Here is a 20,129-nt window from a genome sequence, read left to right as displayed (position 1 = left end):
TTTATCTCTGAGGGAGGACATACAAAAAGACGGCCATAAAATGGCAAAAGCTGCCCAGGAGTACGAAGACATGGAAAATGGCATGATTGAATCTAATACTTTTTATGCTGTATAAAACTGCCCCAATGCTGTAGGCCATGCCCCCGGCAAAGAGCCAAATCAATCCATTCGTAGAAAAATTATCTATCAATGGTTTGATTGCCAGTATGATAACCCAACCCATCAATACATAGGTAAGGGTTGAAATTTTATCGTACTTTCCAAAATAAAAGACTTTAAAAATGATCCCTGTCAGGGCCAGGCCCCATGAGATTGCGAAAATTGTCCATCCCACCCAACCTTTTAGAACGACCAGAGAAAACGGAGTATAGGTCCCTGCAATTAAAACATAGATGGCCGAGTGATCAAGTATATTCAACTTATGCCTTAATTCAGGGTTTTTAGCGTAGTGATACAGTGTGGAAGCTGCATACAAAACGATCAGGCTGGCGCCAAAAATGGCAAAACTTATGATATGCCTTGCATTGCCGTATTTTGAGGCCGCTACAACCAGAATTACTAAAGCGGCAATGCTTAGGATAAACCCTATGCCATGGGTAATTATATTTATAGTTTCTTCTTTAGAATCGTAGAAAGTGGTTTTATTTTTCATCGTGTTCAAAATTACTAAAATTGGTCAATTCGGGGATTTAATAATTTTTTAATTGGTCCCAAGGTGATTTTTTTCTTTAAATTTATTCATTGTTAACTGATTAAACTGTTTTTTATGATGGTCTTTATTTATTTCATTATTATTGGTGCAATTGCAGGATGGCTTGCCGGAAAGATTATGACAGGGGGAGGCTTTGGCCTGGTGATGAATATCGTTCTGGGTATTATTGGTAGCGTTGTCGGAGGCTGGTTATTCAGCTTTCTGGGGATCAGTGCCAGCAACAGTACACTGGGATCATTGGTCACCTCTTTAGTAGGTGCCGTACTCATTCTTTATGTTGGCAGATTGATCAAAAAGTGACCTGAGATTTTTCAGGCTTTCGATCTTGCAGATGTCATCAAGAAGTTCTGGCGGTATCCTTATGAATTAAGGCATATTTCCTTATTTTTGCTTTTGAATTTTTTTAAGAAAACCACATGTCGAGAATATTAACAGGAGTTCAAAGTACGGGGACTCCTCATTTAGGGAATATATTGGGTGCCATCATGCCTGCCATACGAATGTCAAAGGAATCTAATGAAGAATCTTTCTTGTTTATTGCAAACCTGCATTCATTGACCCAGATCAAGGACGCCAAAGAGTTGGGACAAAACACATACAGTACAGCAGCTACTTGGCTCGCTTTTGGAGTGGATGTGGAAAAAACTGTTTTTTACAGACAGAGTGATGTGCCACAAGTAACAGAACTTGCGTGGTATCTGAGTTGCTTTTACCCTTACCAGAGGCTCACCCTGGCACATAGCTTTAAAGATAAAGCCGATCGACTGGAAGACGTGAACTGCGGACTTTTTTCATATCCAATGCTTATGGCGGCTGATATTTTATTGTATGATGCTGATGTGGTTCCGGTTGGGAAAGATCAATTGCAGCATCTTGAAATGTCAAGGGATGTTGCCAACAGATTTAACCATCAAATGGGGGATACACTCGTTCCTCCTAAGGCTAAAATACAGGAAAACACCATGTACGTTCCAGGGACGGATGGTGAAAAAATGAGTAAATCAAAAGGGAATATTATTGATATATTTTTGCCCGACAAACAATTGCGAAAACAAATTATGAAGATCAAGACAGATTCTACCCCGATGGAGGAACCTAAGGATCCTGATAGCTGTAATTTATTTGCCTTGTATAAATTAGTGGCAAATAAATCTCAATTAGAAGAAATGAGGGCAAATTATGTCGGAGGGAATTATGGATACGGACATGCCAAACAAGCCTTTTACGAATTGCTTGTTGATACCTTTAAAATTGAACGGGAAAAGTATCACTATTACATGAATCACCTTGACGAGGTTGACAGAGTTCTTTTGAAAGGGGCAGAAAAGGCACATGTGGTGGCAGATGCTGTTTTAAAAAGAGTCCGTAACAAACTTGGATATTAATTAGCACAAATAACAGGTTATAATACTGTGCCAAAATGAAAAGAAAATTGATAAGTTCCGGATCATCTTTTGAAGAGCAAGTAGGTTATTCAAGAGCTGTTGTGGCAGGAAACATGATTTTTGTGTCCGGTACAACCGGGTATGATTATCAATCCATGACCATTTCAGAAGACATTAGCGAACAGACCGAACAGTGCATCAAAAATATAGAAAAAGCCTTACGGGAAGCGGATTCCTCATTGGCTGATATTGTGCGATTGACATATATACTGCCTGACGGAACACAATTTGAGAAATGCTGGCCTGTGTTGAAAAAATATTTCGGAAAGGTCAAGCCCGCAGCCACGATGATTTCAGCCGGCCTTGCCAACGAACAAATGAAAATTGAAATTGAGGCAACTGCCATTATAACACAGTAGCCTATTCTTCAAGCTCTATTCGGATAATGGTATCAATGTTGTTTCTATGCTCCTTGGGAACCCTAAACGTGAGTCCGAATTCATCCACCTTGTACCGCACTTTTTTTCCTTTGTCAAAGAACATCATTTTTTTGATTTTTCCTTTAAATTCAGGAATCAGATAGGTATCCTGTTGTTCATCCAGCAGATGCAGGTATACTACACCGTCTTTTTGCGTTGAGACCATAGAAGAACTTGGAGCAACGGGTCCTTGTCGGGAACCATATATCGTATTTCCGTATTTCTCTAACCATTTACCCATCTGTTTCAGGGAAGCTATATGTTCCGGTTGAATTTCTCCATTCGGCATGGGACCGACATTGAGTAATAAATTACTTCCATAACCTGCTGCATTGATCAGGTACTGAATTAATTCCTTATCAGATTTATGTTTTTTGTCTTGTAAATTAAATCCCCACGAGCCATTTATGGTTTCACAAACCTCTTTAGGAAGGGCTCCAATATCTGAAGAGTTTGTTCCCCAGCCCGTAGTATTTTTACCGGGCAGGTCCTTTTCGAACATTTGGAAATCTTCTCCTTCAATGGGTGCAAGATGATGATTGTTACCAATAAGGCATTGAGGTTGCAAGCTGTGGATCAATTCATATATGTCATCATAATGCCAGTCTGCCTTTAGGGCTCCGTAGTTTTTACCATCCCATTCCTTTTGATCCCAGTGACCGTCGAACCAGATTCCTGCAATATCTCCATAGTTTGAAAGCAACTCAGTAAGTTGACCTTTCATAAAATCAATATACCTGTTCCAGTCACCGGTTGCAGCTCTTCCCTCAATACCGTTTCCGGTCCGTCCGCGCGGGAAATAGTCATCATGTCGCCAATCGAGCAGGGAATAGTAAAAAAACAATTTGATGTTTTCTTTTCTGCAGGCATCGGCCAATGCTCTCAATACATCTTTTTTATAGGGCGTCTTGTCGACAATATTATAATCTGAGACTTTGGTATCGAACATCGAAAACCCATCATGGTGCCTGCTGGTGATGGTGATATATTTCATCCCCGCTTCCTTAGCCATTTTTACCCACTCCTCCGGTTTGTAATCAACCGGGTTAAAAAAGGCAGGAAGTTTTTCATAACTGTCTATTGAAATATTTTGATTGTTCATGACCCATTCACCATCCCCTAAAACGCTGTAAACACCCCAGTGAATAAATAAACCGAATTTGGCGTCTTCAAACCATCCGCGGGCTTCAAGATTTTCTTTGGACGGAACATATTTCTTTTGCGCCAACAAAAAGGCGGGACTCATAAAGAAGAGTAAAATATAAAAGGCTTTTCTCATGATCTTAATAATTGGTTTTTTACAAAATCAATGTATCATCAGGGAGCCGGATTCGGCTGTAAATCCTGGATTTTGTCTATCTCATTGAGCAGCTCTTCAGACAAGTTGACTTCAATACTTCCAATATTCTCTTTTAGCTGATCCATACTGGTAGCTCCTATAATGTTGCTGGTCACAAAGGGGCGCTGATTTACAAAGGCAAGGCTCAATTCAGTAAGGCTCAGGTTGTTTTTCTCAGCCAGCTCCGCATAAGCAGCCGTCAGTTTCATCGCTTGAGGATTGCTATATCTCGAATATGCCGGAAAAAGTTTTAATCTTGACTGCTCAGGCATTTGCCCATTGAGGTATTTACCGGAGAGGACCCCAAACGCCAATGGTGAATAAGCGAGCAATCCTACCTTTTCCCTAAGTGATACTTCGGCAAGATTGATTTCAAAGGTTCTGTTCAGCAATGAATAAGGATTTTGAATGGTTTTACAGGTTGTCAAGCCGTTAATTTTACTTTCACTAACCTGCCTCATAACTCCCCATGAAGTCTCATTGGAGACCCCGTAATGCCTGATCTTGCCTTCTTTGACCAAACCATCCATGGTATGAATAATTTCTTTAAAATTATCTTCCCACTTTTCATCCGGATTATGCTTGTAGTTTCTTTGCCCAAAGAAATTCACGCTTCTTTCGGGCCAATGCAGTTGATAGATGTCAACATAATCGGTTTGCAGGCGTTGTAAGCTTTTATTCAATGCATCGTGAACGACTTCCTTTTTAAAACCCAAATTAGGCCGGATATAATTGAAATAGGGCATTGGTCCCGTTATTTTGGTCGCCACGACCAATTCCTCCCTTTTTTGATCTTTTAGCCAGCTCCCTATATATAGCTCGGTACTGCCCTGGGTTTCTTTTTTGCCGGGGATGGAATACATTTCGGCGGTGTCAATAAAATTAATGCCTTTGTCAATCGCATAATTCAATTGTTCATGCGCTTCCAATTCAGTGTTTTGCTGTCCATAGGTCATGGTGCCCAGACAGATTTTACTAACTTTTATATCAGTTTGAGGAATCTTTGTGTATTTCATAAAAATGTTAGAATTAAAGAAGTTTTAAAAGAAAAAAGGGCCAAAATATCGGTTTGATTTTTGGCCCTTAAATTTATAAAATTAAATTGTATTTCTTAGTTCAATATAGCTTCGATCCCCGGGAGCGTTTTACCCTCAAGCATCTCAAGCATGGCTCCACCTCCGGTAGATACATAACTCACTTTATCGGCGAATCCAAATTGTTTTACCGCAGCAACTGAGTCACCACCTCCTACAAGAGAGAATGCTCCATCTGCAGTGGCTTCGGCAATTGCATTACCCAATTCAATGGTTCCCTTTGAAAAAGCTTTCATTTCAAACACTCCTACAGGACCATTCCAAAGTATAGTCTTTGATTGAGCGATAACGAATGAAAAACCGACATTGGTTTTAGGACCGGCATCAAGACCTTCCCAACCGTCAGGAATATGATAAATATCCACAACCTGAGTATTGGCATCATTGCTAAAAGCATCAGCTGCCACGACGTCTACGGGCAAATGAACTTTTACACCTTTCTCCTCAGCTTGCTTTAAAATACTAAGTGCAAGCTCCTGTTTATCATCCTCACAAATAGAATTACCTATTTGCCCTCCCAAAGCCTTGATAAAGGTAAAACTCATACCTCCTCCAATGATCAGATGATCTATTTTATCAAGGATATTTTCAATAACAGTAATCTTTGAAGAAACTTTTGATCCCCCCAAAATTGCTGTTACAGGTTTTTCACTTGAACCCAGTACTTTTTCAAGACTTTCAATTTCCTTGGCAAGGAGCAGACCAAAACATTTGTCGTCTGGGAAGAATTCTGCAATAATTGCGGTTGAAGCATGTGCTCTGTGAGCCGTGCCAAAGGCGTCGTTTATATAGATATCTCCATTCTTAGCCAGTTTTTCTGCAAATGCTTTATCTCCGGCCTTTTCTTCATTGTAGAATCTTAAATTTTCCAATAATAAAACTTCTCCATTTTGCAATTCTGCAACGGCTTTTTCAACCTCGTCTCCCACACAGTTGTCGACGAATTTTACCTGAACCCCTATAATGTCGCTTACTGTATCAGCAATATTCTTTAAAGAGAATTTTTGTTCAACGCCCTTTGGTCGTCCTAAGTGAGACATCAATACGGCACTCCCGCCATCTTCCAGGACTTTAAGAATAGTAGGCTTTGCTGCTTCTATTCTAGTAGTGTCTGTTACCTCTAATGCTTCGTTAAGGGGCACGTTAAAATCTACTCTGATCAGAGCCTTTTTGTTTTCGAAATTAAAATCGTTTATTGTTTTCATCTGTTTATTTCAGTTGTTTTTCATGGGTATAAAGGAACGTTCAAAATGATCATTCCCAAATGTGTAAACTTATTTTCGAGAATAACGTATTTCCTTTTTTAAAGGGATCACAAATATACTAAAAAGTATATCCTTTCTGACCCAATTATATGCAATAATTTGGCTAATATTTTAGGGATTAAGCAAAGAATAAAAAAGGCACCGGATTAAAGCTAATCCTTGATGACATTCAATTGTCCCCATGACAGATTTAGATCGTTATAAACCTGATCTGCCATATCCTCTCTTTCATCGAAGCGATGGGATTCATCAATTGGATTTGCGATAGAATCAACCTTATTAATGAAGAAAACCTGGCCAATGTTGATATCAGAAATTTCATTGGTATCAAATGTATGGCGCTTTGTAAGATTTATTTTAGCATCCCATCTGAACAGCTGAGGATACCAATTATCTCTATATTTCTGATAGTTGATTACCGTGTTGAAAGTCGGGTTTTCAATTTTAAGGCCTATGACAAACAGAATGGGTTTTACAACAAAAGGAACACTGAATTTTCCGATTTGTTCTATTGATACAATTGCATAATCCTCGGTGTTGATTAGAATTTTACCCGAATCTTTTTTGTGATCAATCGTTCTTTTGGCTTTGAAATTTATGGTCACCAAACGCTCTCCATTTAAGGAGGTCTCTTCACCAAAGCTGTATTCATATTTATTGAAATGTTCAGGATTGAGATAATTATCTCGCTCGTTATTGATATCAAGATTGATCACTGATTCGGGACCACCAAGATTTATATCCATATCACTGTCGTATTCTTCCTTATCAAATTCCTTTCCTTTTTTAATGGCTTTCCTTTTTCTTTTTTCCTGTTTTGCTTCAAACCATTCCCTCATGAATTGAAATTGCTGCGGATTTTCCTCAGGTTTGTAAAGAAGCAGCAAGTGTTGATTTTTGGAAGAATCCCCCTGGCTGGGATAATAGGTTTTAAAAACAGCTTCTTCCTTGTTGATGATAGCGCCGTTTTCTATGAATTTTTCCCTGTAATAGGCAAGGGTTTCATACTTTTCCTGAGGGTAATTTTCAGGAAGTCTTTCCAATACCTTTTTGATATAATCTAAGGGGTCTTTCTCAGTAAGGATCACTTCATCCAGAACATTTGAACTTGGTGTTAGTAAGATTTCAAGCTTGCGATTGATATTAATCAAAGGTACTTCATAGCTGTTGAAACCAATAAAACTAATACTTAAGGTGTCAGTTCTTTTCGATTTTGGGATATAAAAATCGAAGTCTCCATTTTCATTACTGATGGTTCCTATGGGATGGTTCTTTAGCCTTATCGAAGCGAACGGTAACGGCTCCTTATCTTCTCCGTTTATGACCTTTCCGGTGATTATGCTATTGTCTTGTGCACTCATTTTAGTCATGAACAGCAATAATGTAAGCATAAATATAAAAGACACTCTCATAAAATCATTTTTTTATTCGACGAATGCATAGGTGTATTGTTACAACATGAATATTGAAAGGAGAAAAGTTTTTGAAAATCATTCTCTTTTGATCAATAGAAAATAATCATTTTCCAACGGAAGATAGCCCTGATCGTAAACATAGTAATAAACGTTACCTGTTTTGGTCGTATAGATGGAGGTAAACAGTGTAAAATCAAAATTGTGATTATTTAAAGTGTTACGGACTATTTTGGTCTTTCCTTTTGTATTGAGACCTGAAAGGATCTTGTAGTTTTTCCTCAATCGATTGTTTGTGTTTCTGATGAGGTTTTTGCTGTCTTTATTGACCCTATTATTGTATGTATTTCGACAATAGTCACTGCAAAATTTCTTATCACTTCTTCCTTGAATACGCTCTCCGCATTCCAAACAAATTTTGTTTTCCATGTTTTAGAATTAAAACCTTAATTGTTAAAATTACAAAATGTCAACCATTTACAAACGACTACATTCAATTACATACGAAAGTATATGTTTATCAGGCAAACCTTTTGATTTTCTAGTCACAAATTTGCAGAAGCGGATCAGTTCTGGTTTGCAGAAAGTTTAACCGCCCAAGATTAGGGGCACAAAAATTTATAAGATGAATAAATTAAGAAACAGAGTACAGTTGATCGGACATTTAGGAATGAACCCTGAGGTAAAGACTCTTGACTCAGGTAAAAAGCTGGCCAAATTTTCATTAGCTACAAATGATAGTTACACAAATGCAAATGGCGACAAAATAGAGGAGACTGAATGGCACAATGTCATTGCATGGAATAAGACAGCTGATTTGGTAGAATCGTATCTTGAAAAAGGAAAGGAGGTAGCCCTGGAAGGAAAACTTACCACAAGGTCCTGGGATGACGAGAACGGTAACAAAAAATATATTACCGAAGTTGTATGCAGCGAGATTTTGTTTTTAGGATCGAAGGGGTAATGCTACAATGCTACAATGCTACAATGAAAAAAAGTGATAATAAAAATACGTTAAAATGACTGAAAAACAGGAGTTTATTGAAAGGATGAAGCATAAAACAAAGACCTTTGCGGTCGAAGTGATCTCCTTTTGTAATTCACTAAAATCAAGCAGAGCGTCGAGCGTTGTATCACATCAAATAATTCGGTCAGCAACTTCGACCGGAGCTAATTATAGAGCAGCTTGCAAAGCTCGTTCCAAGAAGGAGTTTTTCAGTAAATTGTGTATCGTAGTTGAGGAGGCAGACGAAACCAAATATTGGTTAGAAGTTATTTTAGAAGCAAATTTATCTAACAAGTCTGCGTTTTTAAATAAGTTGCATAATGAAGCGAACGAGATCACTAAAATCATGTCTTCAGCCAGGAATTCAATTTATGAAAGCAAAAGTTGAAAGTGTAATTATTTAAGCATTGTAGCATTTCAGCATTATTTAGAAGCAAATTTGTCTAACAAGTCTGCGTTTTTAAATAAAGTTGAATAAGGAAAGGAACGAGATCACTAAAATCATGTCTTCAGCCAGGAATTCAATTTATGAAAGCAAAAGTTGAAAGTATAATTATTTAAGCATTGTAGCATTGTAGCATTTCAGCATTATAGTAAAAATAACAAATCTTTTACCTAAATTCACTTTGACAAACATGATTGACAAAATTCCATGAAATCATTTCAAAAAGAGATTAGTTTAAATCCATATCCTAGAGGATATCATTTAATCACGGGAAAAATTTTGGAAGATGTACCCGAAATCAAGGATATCAATATTGGCTGGATACAGCTGTTTATCAAACATACATCAGCGAGTTTGACGATTAATGAGAATGCAGATTCAACGGTGAGAACTGATTTTGAAAGCCATATGAATAAAATGGTACCGGAAAACGCCCCTTATTATGAACACAATTATGAGGGTGCCGATGATATGCCTGCTCATATCAAGGCTTCATTGATGGGAGCTTCGTTACAAATACCTATTACAAACGGACAGTTGAATATGGGAATCTGGCAGGGTATATATCTTTGTGAACACAGAAATCGAGGAGGTTCGAGAAGCGTGGTCGTCACTATTTTAGGAAATTAATTCCTTGCCTAATTAGACTAATGCGTTATTAGCTTTGCATCGACACGTCCTTTTCCAGGATGAATTTTAAAATCATGTGATTTTAACTGTGCTTCAACTTCCTTTTCCAGACCTTTCAACGCTCCGTGATCTGTTAATTCCTTTTTAAACCTGCTCAAAGTGCTGTGTCCCGGAACATTGTCTTCAATGGTCAAACCACAGAACCTGAGCGCCGAAATACTGTCATAGACCATGACCTCTGTTTGGGTATCGGATAGCCGATACCATTTGGAGATCAAATGCATTTTAAAAAGTAAAAGCGGTGAATAGGCTTTGGCTCCTCTGTCAGTAAGTCCTTTGGTATAAATTAGTTTGAGTTTTGCAGAAATTGGCTTCCAATTGACCAGTTTGTTTAATTGAGCAAAAAACTCATTTTTCCCGCTGTGTTTATCCACGAAAGGTGCTACAAAACTGCGTTGAGGATCATTGATGTTTTTATAACTTTTCACCTTTCTAAGGTACGACATATCCGTTTGAAAAACAAGATGCTAAAAAAATTTACATTGTTATGCCATCATAAACCAGGTAGAAATTCCAATAAGAATTCATTGAATTTTTATTTTTACCTTAGCCTATGGATTATGAGTTTCAGCCATTTTTCAAGATATAATGAGAAAACTTAAATACTTATTTGTTTATATCCTTCCTTTGGGTGTGTATTTTGCCTTTAACAGAAATGGCTGGAGAACTTTTACTCCCATCATCTTTACATTTGTCCTTATTCCTCTGATCGAACTTTTTTTAAAGCCTGACAAGAGCAATTTTGATCAGGAGACAGTACTCAAAGAAAAAAAAAGCAGGATCTATGACTGGATATTATATCTCTCGGTTCCGTTGCAATTATTAATGCTGACTTCATTCCTGTTTGTCATCGAACTTACGCCAATGAATTCGGTAAGCTTTGTTGGTAAGGTTTTTGCCATGGGCTTGTTATGCGGTGTTCTTGGCATTAATATTGGGCATGAATTAGGGCACCGATCATCCAGAATGGAGCAGTTTTTAGGCGAGATATTATTATTGACCTCTCTTAATACGCATTTTCTTCCTTATCACAATGAAGGTCATCACAGGGAAGTTGCAACACCTGAGGATGCTGCTACAGCAAAAAAGGGGCAGTCACTTTTTTCCTTTTGGATCACATCACATTTTGGAAGCTATGCCAAGGCCTGGAAAATTGAAAACAATAGAATGAAGCGCAGTGGTAAATCGATTCTTTCATTTTCTAATCGGATGATCTCTTATTCCTTGGCGAATATTATTTTGCTTTTCGGAATTTATTACTTTTTTGATGTCAAGGTGCTTTTAGCATTTGTCCTGGCTTCTGTGATCGGGATATTATTGCTTGAAACTGTAAATTATATTGAGCATTACGGCTTACTTAGAGAAAAAAATAACAGCGGACGTTATGAACGTGTAAAGCATGAGCATTCCTGGAATTCAGATCACCAAATTGGGAGATTGATGCTTTTTAATCTTTCCAGGCATTCAGATCATCATTATAAGGCTAGTAAAAAATACCAGGTTTTGGAATCACTTCCCGAAAGCCCACAAATGCCAACAGGATATCCCGGAATGATGATGCTGTCTTTGATACCCCCCTTATGGTTCAGGGTTATGAATCCGAAACTTAAGGTATTTGATAAAAGGCCGGCAAATAAAGCCAAAGCATTTTTGATTTAGAAGATAAAGAAAAAGTACAAGGATGAAAAAAATTGGATTAATTGGAGGGATGAGTTGGGAATCGACCCTGCTGTATTATGAGCTGATCAATAAAAAAGTGAAAGCAATACTTGGAGGTTTACATTCTTCGAATTGTGTGATTGAGTCGGTTGACTTTGCTGAAATAGCCGCTCTCCAAGCGATAGATGATTGGGATGCTTTGGACGAGCTTATGAAAACAAGGGCCCGGGCGTTGGAATCTTCAGGGGCAGAAATGATATTGATTTGTGCCAACACCATGCATTTATGTGTAACAGCCATTGAAGAAAGCATCGACATTCCAGTACTTCATATTGCTAAAGTCACAGCCGACGAGATCAAAAAAAGCCAACTTGATAAAGTGGCCCTGCTGGGGACCAGATTTACGATGGAAAGGGATTTTTATAAAGACATACTCAAGGATCATCAAATAGATGTAATAGTGCCGGAACAGAATGATCGGAAACTCGTTAATGACATAATCTATAAGGAATTGGTCAGGGGAGTTTTAAAACCTGAATCTAAAGAAATTTATTTAGGTGTTATAGAGGATCTTAGAAAGAGGGGAGCTCAGGGTGTGATTTTAGGATGTACAGAAATTCCTTTGTTGATCTATCCGGAAGATGTTGAACTGCCTATTTTTAATACGACCAAAATTCATGCTGAAAAAGCTGTAGAACTCTCTTTGAGCAATGGCTAAAAAGTGATTATCTTTTTGCATGCAATGACAACTGGATTCGTTTTCGATTTTTATCAACTTCCAAAACCTTAACAATCACCTGTTGATTAAGGTTCACGATTTCATTTACGTCCTTTACAAAGGTGTCGGATAAATTCGAGACATGGATCAAACCATTTTCTTTTATCCCGATGTCAACAAAACAACCAAAATTAGTAATATTATTGATTATTCCCGGGAGCAACTGCCCCTCTCTAAGATCATCTATCGTTTTTAGACTTTGATCAAAACTGAATATTCTTGCTTTTTCTCTCGGATCCAGGCCGGGTTTCTCAAGTTCAGCTATAATATCCATTAAGGTAGGTAAGCCAATCTCTTCTGTTGTATATTTTTCAAGCTCAATCTGCTGTAGGATAATTTTGTTTCCAATAAGTTCAGTGATGCTTTTTTTCGAGTCTCGTGCCATTTGCCCGACAAGTGCATAAATTTCGGGATGAACAGCGGAGTCGTCGAGGGGGTTCTTTGCATTTTTGATCCTTAAGAAGCCTGCACTTTGTTCAAATGCCTTGTCACCAAGCCTGGCGACTTTTTTAATGTCAGAACGAGACATAAACGGTCCCTGCTTTTCTCTGTATGAAATAATATTTTCGGCCAATTTTTCACCAATCCCTGAAACATGGCTTAATAAAGAAACACTCGCCGTATTGATATTCACGCCAATGGTATTGACGCAGCTTTCCACAACCATGTCTAAACTGGTCTTCAATTTATTTTGATCCACATCATACTGGTATTGACCAACTCCTATTGATTTGGGATCGATTTTAACCAATTCGGCCAAGGGGTCAGATAGCCGCCTTCCAATAGAAACGGCACCTCTAACAGTAACGTCATAATTAGGGAATTCGTCCCGGGCAATTTTTGAAGCTGAATAGATAGAGGCCCCGGCCTCATTGACCACAAAGACTTCCACATCTTTGTTAAAACGAATCCTTTTGACCAGACTTTCAGTTTCGCGAGAAGCCGTACCGTTTCCGATGGCTATGGCGTCAATTTTATATGCATCAACCAGGGAGTTCAATTTTTTGATAGCCCCTTTGCTGTCATTTACCGGAGCATGAGGGTAGATATTTTCATTATACTCAAGTGCTCCCTGAGCACTCAAACAAACCAATTTGCAGCCAGACCGGTAACCAGGATCGATTGCGAGAATCCTTTTTTCACCCAAAGGAGCGCCCAGCAATAGCTGTCTGAGGTTTTTTGAAAACACCTTGATTGCGTTCTCATCTGCCTTTTCTTTTGCCATCTGGAGAATTTCATTCGACAGGGAAGGAAAAAGTAATCTTTTGTAAGCATCTTCTATGGCCAGGGAAATATGATTGGTACTTTCGCTATGATTAGTGATGATCCTTTTCTTTATTTCATCCACTACCCGGTCTTTGTCAAGGTCAATATACAATCTTATAAAACCCTCTCTTTCTGCTCTTAAAATGGCTAGTAACCGATGAGAAGGGCAAGACTTTAATGATTCTTCCCAATTAAAATAATCTCTGAATTTTAAGGCTTTGTCGTTCTCTGCTTTTGATGGTACAATTTTGGTACGGATCTTGGCAAACCTTTCTAAATGCCAACGAATTCGGTTCCTTACACTAGTTCTTTCATTGATCCATTCTGCGATGATATGCCTTGCTCCTTCAAGGGCAGAGGAACTGTCGATGTCCTGTGAGGTGTATTTTTCTACAATTTGTTGCAACTGTATGGGTTTTTGACTCATGATGATCTTCGCCAAGGGTTCCAAACCGTTGATACGTGCCTTTTCTGCTTTTGTTTTTGTCTTTCTTTTAAAAGGAAGATAAAGATCTTCCAAGGCATTTAAATCAACTGTTGCCTGAATTTTATCCTTAAGTTCATCAGTTAAGACTTCCTGATCTTTAAGTGTTTTTAGAATAGAGGTCCTGCGTTTTTCTAACTCTTCAAAAAGTTGTTTGTATTTTACTATTTCACCTATTTGAACTTCATCCAAATTTCCTGTATGCTCTTTTCGGTACCGGGAAATAAACGGAACGGTACAATCTTGATTTAATAGTTGAATGGTATTTTCAACTCCTTTAGGCGGAAGGGTCGTTTTTGAAGTGATAAAACTTAGTAAGTGCATGCATCAAATTTGAAAACACAAAGGTATTGTTTCACAGAGATAAAATATGCGTGAAATTTAAAAACCCAATAATAAATTAATCATTGGGCCTTTACCTTGTAGTTTTTACAAATCGAATCGCAATCCTAAAGAGATATTGTTTTCGTTGCGATTTGGTTCATTAAAAATCTTGTTCAAATCATATTTCACATAGAAAGAAAAATCATCAACACCAATATAACTGCTTAAACCGTATATCAGATTACTGGTGTTATAACTTTGCGTAATCTTGTCTTTTTGTTTCGACCCATTTAGAGAATATTTTAATTTTTGGCGTGTTCTCATATTAAACCCGAAATAGCTTCCAATACCAAATTTGAATTTTTTACGAGTAGAATACCTGACATAATTTCCTCTGTCAATTTTTTTGGAAGGTCCGAATTCGAAATGAATGGGCACTACCAAATTATCCATTCTCAGTTTTGATTTGGTCAAACTCCCCGGGAATTCTTCCAAATAAGTTAATTCCCCATCTTGCACAAAGTACATATTGTCAGTTGGATTCAGGCCATTAAACTGGAAGGCAAACCCATACCTAAAGCGAATGGCATTGGATGTCTCAAGAACCCTTGTAGACCAGGTCCAACCGATTTCAAAAAATTTGCTTTTCCCCATTTTGTAGGGCGATTTATTTATTGACTGACCCTCTATCAGGGCATTATTAAAACCAAATGCGACCAGTAAATTAGAACGAGTCCTGTTGTCGTACTTTTTTGGTGTACCAAAATTTATGTCTACCAAAGGGTCTTCATCATCAAAAACCTTGATTTCGATCCGGGATATTTCTTCCTGATCGTCTTTAATGGTATCCATTGCCTTTTTGGTACTCGCTGCTCTCTCAAATAAGGCTGCTTCATTTTCGAGGATAGCTATTCTGTTTTCAATATTCAAGGCGTGAATTTCAGCAGCATCTTCTTTTAATTTATTTGCTTCATCAGACGATATGTCGCCTTTGTTGAACCTTGAGTTTATAGAGATGACCTCTTCTTTAAGGGCCTCTTTTTCTTCAAGAATTACTTTTTCTTTCTTCTGTTCTAAAACAGGGTCTTTTGTTTCCTGAGCAGAAATATGCTCACATAAAACGACATGGCTAAAAATCAATGCTATAAAAAGTATTTTTTTCATAATGGGGTTGTCATTTAATCAATTTTCTCGTGAGGTGACCACTTCCTTGGGGTTTTTAAGCTTGGTTGTAATTTTCTCGATCAGTTTTTGTTTTAGATCTTTATACAAATCCTCCTCAACTGAATTCAGCAGCGCATTGGCGCTAACTAATTTATGTGGGGAAACCTGGCCATGATCAGTTAATTTTATTTTAGATTTATTTAATAATTGCTCAACCTCGTCATCAATAAACAGGACTTCAGCATAGGGGTCATCCTTCATTACCAATGCTCCTGTTATTGCGTTGTTAATGGGGAATTCAATGAGTTTGTTTGCGGAATCTTTGCTTTTATTCAAGCTTTCGGATAAAGCAACCTTTGTTTTATTTGGTTCACTCAGTTGCGAATCAGGAAGAGGTTTTTTTTTGATCTGAGAAATGCCTGGTGTTTCAGTAAGGTCAGTTTCAGTAACATCATTTATACCTTTAATAGTGTTCAGGTTATCTTTTAAAGAAGGAGCAGCAATTTCCGGGGTATTGATGTTACTGTCAAGGGGTTTTAAAAAATAAAATCCGACTGAGATAAAAATCAATATCACCGACGCCACTTTATAAAACCTCCAGCTTCCCTTTTTTTCTTTATCGTCATGGGCAGTTAATCGGCTGTTTAATTTTTCCCAGGAATCCAAAGATGGGTTGATATTTCTGTTTTTAAGTTCTTCTCTTAAATTATGTTGTTTCATAATACTTTTTTTGATGTAATGAGATCATTTCTTTTAAAGCCTTCCTCGCTCTGTACAACTGGGTCTTTGTTGTTCCGACGGTAACCTCTAAAATCTCAGCTATTTCAGTATGCTTGTAGCCCTCAATGACATACATATTGAAGACCATCCTGCAACTTTCAGGCAATTCATTGATATAGTTTTGCAGATCTTCAACAGCAATCGACAATTCAATATCATTTTCAACAACAGTGTCAAATTGTTCAATGTTGTCGGTAAAAATGATTTGTTTCTTTTTACGCAAATAGGATATGCACTCAAACACCATTATTTTCCGTATCCAGCCTTCGAAGCTCCCTTTATTTGAATACTGATTTAGTTTTGTGAATACTTTAAAAAAACCATTCAACATGACCTCTTCAGATTGCTGCAAGTCTTTGATATAATATGTGCACAAACCCAACATTTTTGGCGAATAGGTATCAAACAGACATTTTTGGGCCTTTCTGTCTTTTAGAAGCGACTGCTTGATTAAATATGATTCCTTATTTATTTTAATAACTTTTGACATGCTTCTAATAGGCCTTACATATATAAAGACGCAATAATTATGGTAAAGGTTGACAAGAATTTTTCAGACAGTTCAATTTAGGGCATAAAAAAACATGAAACAAATTGAAATTATTTCATGTTTTTAAAGGATTCGCTAATGATATTAGCTCACTTTTTCTCCATTAACCACCGTATTTCCTTCAGGTTCTATAAAGGTTAGTTTCCCATCAGGAGTGTCGCTCATCAGGATCATTCCCTGACTTTCGACGCCTCGGAGTTTTCGAGGTGCTAAATTTACAAGAACCGTAACCTTTTGTCCAATGATCTTTTCAGGGTCAAAGCTTTCGGCAATACCGCTTACAATGGTTCTGATGTCAATGCCGACATCTACTGTAAGTTTTAAAAGTTTTTTGGTTTTAGGTATTTTTTCGGCTTCGAGAATTGTTCCTATTCTGATATCAAGTTTAGTAAAATCCTCAAATGATATGGTTTCCTTTTGAGGTTCAAACACCACTTCTGCATTACTTAATTTCGTGGCTTCCAGCTTGTCGATCTGTTGTTGAATGTCTGTATCTTCAATCTTCGCAAAAAGCAATTCTGCTTTGCCGATATGTTGCTTTGGCAACAATAACTCCTTTGCGCTTCCAATAGAATTCCAGTTTAAGGATTCAGGATCTTTCATGTTTAAAATCCCTTTTAATTTATTACTTGTAAAGGGCAAAAAGGGTTCACAAAGCACAGCAAGCGCTCCGGCGATCTGCAGCGCTACAAACATAATGGTTTCCACTCTTTCAGGATCCGTTTTGATCTGTTTCCAGGGTTCTTCGTCTGCGAGATACTTGTTCCCAAGCCTCGCCAGATTCATAAGTTCAGTCAGTGCTTCTCTAAACCGGTACCTTTTGATTGACTTTTCTATGATACTTGGATACTCAGAGGTTAGTTCAAGCGTTTGCTGATCTATTTCTGAAAAACTGCGGGGAGAAGGAATGACTCCCTCAAAATATTTATTGGTCAACACGACCACCCTATTGATAAAATTACCAAAGATGGCCACGAGTTCATTATTGTTCCTTGCCTGAAAATCCTTCCAGGTAAAGTCATTATCCTTTGTTTCGGGAGCGTTTGCCGTAAGCACGTATCTCAAAACATCCTGTTTTTCGGGAAAGTCTTCAAGGTATTCATGTAGCCAAACCGCCCAATTTTTGGAGGTGGAGATTTTATTTCCTTCGAGGTTTAAAAATTCATTCGCCGGAACATTTTCAGGAAGAATATAACTCCCCTGTGCCTTTAACATGGCAGGAAAGATGATACAGTGAAAAACGATATTGTCTTTACCTATAAAATGGATGAGTTGTGTGTCTTTATCTTTCCAGTAGGGTTCCCAGTTTTTCCCGGTTCTTTCTGCCCATTCCTTGGTCGATGAAATATAGCCGATGGGAGCGTCAAACCAAACGTATAAAACCTTTCCTTCTGCACCTTTTAAAGGAACCGGAATTCCCCAGTCAAGATCTCTCGTTACAGCTCTTGGCTTCAGGCCATCATCAAGCCATGATTTCACCTGGCCGAGGACATTGGTTTTCCAATCATTTTTATGTCCTTTTAAGATCCATTCACCTAACCAGTCTTGATATTCATTCAAAGGTAGATACCAGTGTTTTGTTTCTTTAAGGGAAGGGACATTTCCGGTAATGACAGATTTGGGATTGATCAGGTCCTGGGCATTGTGACTTGTTCCGCAATTTTCACATTGATCCCCGTAACTTTCTTCATAACCACATTTTGGGCAGGTCCCAATGATAAACCTGTCCGCCAAAAACTGTTTGGCGTCTTCATCATAAAGTTGTGCTGAAGTCTCTTCGATAAACTTCCCGTGATCGTAGAGGTCTTTAAAAAAGTCAGAAGCTGTCTCATGATGCACCGGAGCCGAAGTCCGGGAGTAATTATCAAAACTAATTCCAAATTCCTTAAACGATGTTTTGATGATTTTATGGTACTTATCCACAACCTGTTGTGGTGAAATCCCTTCGGCTTTAGCCTTAAGGGTGATCGGCACTCCATGTTCATCAGATCCGCAAACAAATGCTACATCCTTTCCGTTAAGGCGAAGGTATCTGGCATAGATGTCGGCGGGCACATATACACCTGCCAAATGACCTATGTGAACAGGTCCGTTTGTATAGGGTAAAGCGGCAGTTATTGTATATCTCTTAGGATCTTGCATGTATAGTAATTAAGACCACAAAAGTAAGAAAAAGGGAAAACATGTCATCCTTTATTTTCATTTATCAGGGCTTTACACTATACTTGAAACCTGACGAGCAAAAAATAGAATTTAAATTCTATTTTTAACAAAAAATTCAAGATGCTTTTCAAATTAAATACACACTTGGTTTTCCTGCTCATATTTTTGATATTTAGTTATAATTCTCAGGCTCAAAATGATGAACAGGAAATCATTACAAGAGATCTTATAAGACCGGCATATCTAAAAAAGGGAGATACAATTATTATTCTCTCCCCTGCCGGAAAAATAAGGGAGAGATCGGCAGTTGATCCCGGGATAGAGTTGGCAAATCATTGGGGTTTGGTTGTTTTTTTCGGGAATCATTTGCTGTCGCAGGACAACAGTTTTGCGGGGACAGATGAAGAAAGGCTGGAAGATCTCCAAAAGGCATTGGACGACCCAAGTATCAAGGCTATTTGGGCTGCCAGGGGAGGTTATGGTTCGGTCAGAATAGTTGACGACCTGGACTTTTCAAAATTCATGCAGCATCCAAAATGGGTGATAGGATATTCTGATATTACTGTCTTGCATAACAAACTGCACGAATTAGGATATCAGTCAATTCATGCTCAGATGCCTTTGACACTTGACCTGGAGGACCCTGTTCAAAAGGAATCCATTCAAAGCCTTTATCAAACATTATTCGGAAAGAAATTGCGTTACAAATTAAACTCGTCAAAGTTTAACAGACAGGGTGAAAGTTCAGGACAATTAGTAGGAGGTAACCTGTCAATTGTTTACAGTATGCTGGCTTCTGACACTAATCTGAACATGAACAGAAAGATATTGTTTATTGAAGACGTTGGAGAGGCTCTGTATCATATAGACCGCATGATGATCAGTTTAAAAAGAGCCGGTTATTTTGAGAACTGTGCAGGTATCATAGTAGGGCAATTCAAACTAAAACCGAATAAGGGCAACCCTTTTGGAAAATCCCTTGAAGAAATTGTTCTTGAAGCTGCTGAAGGAACCGATTTTCCCATTGTATTCGATTTTCCTGCAGGTCACGTGGATGATAACAGATCTTTGTTATTGGGAAGTTATGTCGATATGAAGGTAACCAAAACAAAGGCCAGAATTAGATTTAGGTAA

At 38.0% G+C, this 20,129-nt stretch carries 21 protein-coding genes; 9 read left to right on the top strand and 12 right to left on the bottom strand.

Annotated features, from left to right (window positions below):
- Nucleotide 1: 1 nt before the first annotated feature.
- Nucleotides 2–652 (bottom strand): PAQR family membrane homeostasis protein TrhA, encoded by a 651-nt coding sequence (trhA, locus tag AABB81_RS12300; protein ID WP_342160848.1) that lies wholly within the window; start codon nucleotides 650–652, stop codon nucleotides 2–4.
- Nucleotides 653–766: 114 nt separating this feature from the next.
- On the opposite strand from trhA, the gene AABB81_RS12295 reads away from it, so the two are divergent.
- The 3 genes from AABB81_RS12295 to AABB81_RS12285 all read left to right on the top strand — a co-directional run bounded on the left by AABB81_RS12295 (nucleotide 767) and on the right by AABB81_RS12285 (nucleotide 2,516).
- Nucleotides 767–1,012, top strand: coding sequence for a GlsB/YeaQ/YmgE family stress response membrane protein (locus tag AABB81_RS12295; RefSeq protein WP_342160847.1), 246 nt, complete (start codon nucleotides 767–769; stop codon nucleotides 1,010–1,012).
- A gap of 116 nt (nucleotides 1,013–1,128) precedes the next feature.
- Entirely contained in the window at nucleotides 1,129–2,097 is a 969-nt protein-coding gene (trpS, locus tag AABB81_RS12290; RefSeq protein WP_342160846.1) for a tryptophan--tRNA ligase, read from the top strand.
- Between the two features lie 35 nt (nucleotides 2,098–2,132).
- Nucleotides 2,133–2,516 carry a RidA family protein gene (locus AABB81_RS12285; protein ID WP_342160845.1) on the top strand — a complete coding sequence of 128 codons (384 nt, stop codon included), beginning with the start codon at nucleotides 2,133–2,135 and terminating at the stop codon, nucleotides 2,514–2,516.
- 1 nt (nucleotide 2,517) lies between these two features.
- Here the strand turns inward: AABB81_RS12285 and AABB81_RS12280 are convergent, their stop codons facing one another.
- From AABB81_RS12280 to AABB81_RS12260, 5 genes are all read right to left on the bottom strand, one after another.
- Nucleotides 2,518–3,855: an alpha-L-fucosidase gene (locus AABB81_RS12280; RefSeq protein ID WP_342160844.1), complete on the bottom strand. Its 1,338-nt coding sequence runs from the start codon at nucleotides 3,853–3,855 to the stop codon at nucleotides 2,518–2,520.
- 38 nt (nucleotides 3,856–3,893) lie between these two features.
- Complete coding sequence (locus AABB81_RS12275; protein WP_342160843.1) at nucleotides 3,894–4,931, bottom strand: aldo/keto reductase; 1,038 nt, start codon at nucleotides 4,929–4,931, stop codon at nucleotides 3,894–3,896.
- Nucleotides 4,932–5,026: 95 nt separating this feature from the next.
- Nucleotides 5,027–6,214 (bottom strand): phosphoglycerate kinase, encoded by a 1,188-nt coding sequence (locus AABB81_RS12270; RefSeq protein WP_342160842.1) that lies wholly within the window; start codon nucleotides 6,212–6,214, stop codon nucleotides 5,027–5,029.
- A 212-nt stretch (nucleotides 6,215–6,426) separates the two neighbouring features.
- Nucleotides 6,427–7,686 carry a carboxypeptidase-like regulatory domain-containing protein gene (locus tag AABB81_RS12265; protein WP_342160841.1) on the bottom strand — a complete coding sequence of 420 codons (1,260 nt, stop codon included), beginning with the start codon at nucleotides 7,684–7,686 and terminating at the stop codon, nucleotides 6,427–6,429.
- Between the two features lie 78 nt (nucleotides 7,687–7,764).
- Nucleotides 7,765–8,115 (bottom strand): hypothetical protein, encoded by a 351-nt coding sequence (locus AABB81_RS12260; protein ID WP_342160840.1) that lies wholly within the window; start codon nucleotides 8,113–8,115, stop codon nucleotides 7,765–7,767.
- Between the two features lie 196 nt (nucleotides 8,116–8,311).
- On the opposite strand from AABB81_RS12260, the gene AABB81_RS12255 reads away from it, so the two are divergent.
- From AABB81_RS12255 to AABB81_RS12245, 3 genes are all read left to right on the top strand, one after another.
- Complete coding sequence (locus tag AABB81_RS12255; protein ID WP_342160839.1) at nucleotides 8,312–8,650, top strand: single-stranded DNA-binding protein; 339 nt, start codon at nucleotides 8,312–8,314, stop codon at nucleotides 8,648–8,650.
- Nucleotides 8,651–8,705: 55 nt separating this feature from the next.
- Nucleotides 8,706–9,080, top strand: a complete 375-nt coding sequence (locus AABB81_RS12250; protein ID WP_342160838.1) for a four helix bundle protein — start codon at nucleotides 8,706–8,708, stop codon at nucleotides 9,078–9,080.
- A gap of 264 nt (nucleotides 9,081–9,344) precedes the next feature.
- On the top strand, nucleotides 9,345–9,767 hold the full coding sequence (locus AABB81_RS12245; protein WP_342160837.1) for a secondary thiamine-phosphate synthase enzyme YjbQ: 423 nt from the start codon (nucleotides 9,345–9,347) through the stop codon (nucleotides 9,765–9,767).
- A gap of 17 nt (nucleotides 9,768–9,784) precedes the next feature.
- Here AABB81_RS12245 and AABB81_RS12240 read toward each other — a convergent pair whose 3' ends face one another.
- The gene (locus AABB81_RS12240) at nucleotides 9,785–10,273 is read right to left on the bottom strand and encodes a transposase (RefSeq protein WP_342160836.1); all 489 of its coding nucleotides are present in this window, start codon (nucleotides 10,271–10,273) and stop codon (nucleotides 9,785–9,787) included.
- 142 nt (nucleotides 10,274–10,415) lie between these two features.
- Between AABB81_RS12240 and AABB81_RS12235 the strand changes: the two genes are divergently transcribed.
- Entirely contained in the window at nucleotides 10,416–11,486 is a 1,071-nt protein-coding gene (locus AABB81_RS12235) for an alkane 1-monooxygenase (RefSeq protein ID WP_342160835.1), read from the top strand.
- A gap of 22 nt (nucleotides 11,487–11,508) precedes the next feature.
- Nucleotides 11,509–12,204, top strand: coding sequence for an aspartate/glutamate racemase family protein (locus AABB81_RS12230; protein WP_342160834.1), 696 nt, complete (start codon nucleotides 11,509–11,511; stop codon nucleotides 12,202–12,204).
- 7 nt (nucleotides 12,205–12,211) lie between these two features.
- Here AABB81_RS12230 and AABB81_RS12225 read toward each other — a convergent pair whose 3' ends face one another.
- From AABB81_RS12225 to metG, 5 genes are all read right to left on the bottom strand, one after another.
- Nucleotides 12,212–14,338 carry a Tex family protein gene (locus AABB81_RS12225; protein ID WP_342160833.1) on the bottom strand — a complete coding sequence of 709 codons (2,127 nt, stop codon included), beginning with the start codon at nucleotides 14,336–14,338 and terminating at the stop codon, nucleotides 12,212–12,214.
- A gap of 105 nt (nucleotides 14,339–14,443) precedes the next feature.
- Entirely contained in the window at nucleotides 14,444–15,502 is a 1,059-nt protein-coding gene (locus tag AABB81_RS12220; protein WP_342160832.1) for a porin family protein, read from the bottom strand.
- Between the two features lie 18 nt (nucleotides 15,503–15,520).
- The gene (locus AABB81_RS12215; RefSeq protein ID WP_342160831.1) at nucleotides 15,521–16,222 is read right to left on the bottom strand and encodes a hypothetical protein; all 702 of its coding nucleotides are present in this window, start codon (nucleotides 16,220–16,222) and stop codon (nucleotides 15,521–15,523) included.
- Nucleotides 16,209–16,772 carry an RNA polymerase sigma factor gene (locus tag AABB81_RS12210; protein WP_342160830.1) on the bottom strand — a complete coding sequence of 188 codons (564 nt, stop codon included), beginning with the start codon at nucleotides 16,770–16,772 and terminating at the stop codon, nucleotides 16,209–16,211. The genes AABB81_RS12215 and AABB81_RS12210 overlap by 14 nt, the downstream gene beginning before the upstream one ends.
- Nucleotides 16,773–16,916: 144 nt before the next feature.
- Nucleotides 16,917–18,974: a methionine--tRNA ligase gene (gene metG / locus AABB81_RS12205; RefSeq protein ID WP_342160829.1), complete on the bottom strand. Its 2,058-nt coding sequence runs from the start codon at nucleotides 18,972–18,974 to the stop codon at nucleotides 16,917–16,919.
- A gap of 141 nt (nucleotides 18,975–19,115) precedes the next feature.
- Here metG and AABB81_RS12200 point away from each other — a divergent pair, with 141 nt between their 5' ends.
- Nucleotides 19,116–20,129, top strand: coding sequence for a S66 peptidase family protein (locus AABB81_RS12200; protein WP_342160828.1), 1,014 nt, complete (start codon nucleotides 19,116–19,118; stop codon nucleotides 20,127–20,129).

It is taken from the genome of Lutimonas vermicola, assembly GCF_038433205.1.
Lineage (GTDB): Bacteria > Bacteroidota > Bacteroidia > Flavobacteriales > Flavobacteriaceae > Lutimonas > Lutimonas vermicola.
The sequence above is the reverse complement of the archived record's forward strand: the minus strand, read 5'-3'. Positions and strand labels throughout refer to the sequence as shown.